Source organism: uncultured Agitococcus sp. (genome assembly GCF_937920075.1).
Taxonomy (GTDB): Bacteria; Pseudomonadota; Gammaproteobacteria; order Pseudomonadales; family Moraxellaceae; genus Agitococcus.
Genome location: NZ_CALETI010000039.1, coordinates 1 through 1,007 on the forward strand (window position 1 = coordinate 1; position 1,007 = coordinate 1,007).

3 protein-coding genes are annotated in these 1,007 nt (G+C 44.0%); all 3 read right to left on the reverse strand.

Annotation, left to right across the window (positions count from 1 at the left end):
• Positions 1 to 33: 33 nt before the first annotated feature.
• A complete protein-coding gene (locus Q0212_RS01205) occupies positions 34 to 354 on the reverse strand; it encodes a hypothetical protein (RefSeq protein ID WP_297920983.1) in 321 nt (106 codons plus the stop codon).
• Positions 355 to 365: 11 nt separating this feature from the next.
• Entirely contained in the window at positions 366 to 521 is a 156-nt protein-coding gene (locus Q0212_RS01210; RefSeq protein WP_297920986.1) for a hypothetical protein, read from the reverse strand.
• A gap of 3 nt (positions 522 to 524) precedes the next feature.
• Positions 525 to 1,007 (reverse strand): TIGR02594 family protein (locus Q0212_RS01215; protein WP_297920990.1); only part of this gene is annotated, 483 nt, incomplete at its 5' end.

Here is a 1,007-nt window from a genome sequence, read left to right on the forward strand (position 1 = left end):
AAAAAAGCCCAACAGCTAACTAATCGGGCAAAACTATTTAATAACCAACGCCAACATAGCAACCAAAACAGAGCCGATAATTGTACCAAAGGCACCTAGCACCCATGAGCGCAATTCTAAAAGCTGTGGTTGCTGTACTTCTAGCGCGTCTAATCTGCCGTCTAATTTATCAATGCTAGACTGTTGATGCTCGATGCATGACATTATCTCTTTGTTTCGCTCTTGAATAACGACTAGCTGTGTTAGTGACTCGCTAATTTTAACAATCGCGTCATTTAATCGCGTGTAATCACGCACTAACATATTGTGACCGTTTTCGAGATTTTGCAAACGCGCCTCGTGTTGCTCACTCAATTCTAAGCCCCTTATTCTTCGCCTTCGCGCAAAAACACACCGATAGCCGCGCATATTGCAGCCGCAGGTACGGAGTAAGGTGCAAACACTGGCACACTAGACAATGCAGCCAATGCAGCAGACAAACTTGCCCATGTCGAAGCCTCTTTGAATCTTGATGTTTTCATAGCTTACGCCTCGTTTTTAGATAACTTGCCGTCACTATTTAAAATTGGCAATTCAAAACTTAAAGGGATTGGATATTCTTTTGGCCAGCGATACCCAGCAACACGAGACACATCAAAAGGCGATACTTTGACCGCATCACCTTGATTGCCACCCAAAACCATTAGATTTTTATTAGCATCTTGGCCAACAACAAAACCGACATGACCACCGCCTTCACGCTCAAAAACGACGATGCAACCAACACACGGCTGCATAATCTTTTGACCCCAGTTAAGCCAATCTTTCGCTCTCATCCAGTATCGCGGTAATTTACATTCTGCTTTCTTCATGCAATGCGCTGCGAAAACACCACACCACGGCACTTCGTCACTACTCCACCACGCACTAAGAGACTTCAACCACACTAAAATAAAACTATTGTGTTTCGCGCCTTTAATCTCTTTAACGCCGATATGTCTCTGAGCTTCTAACAGCCACAATGGTTT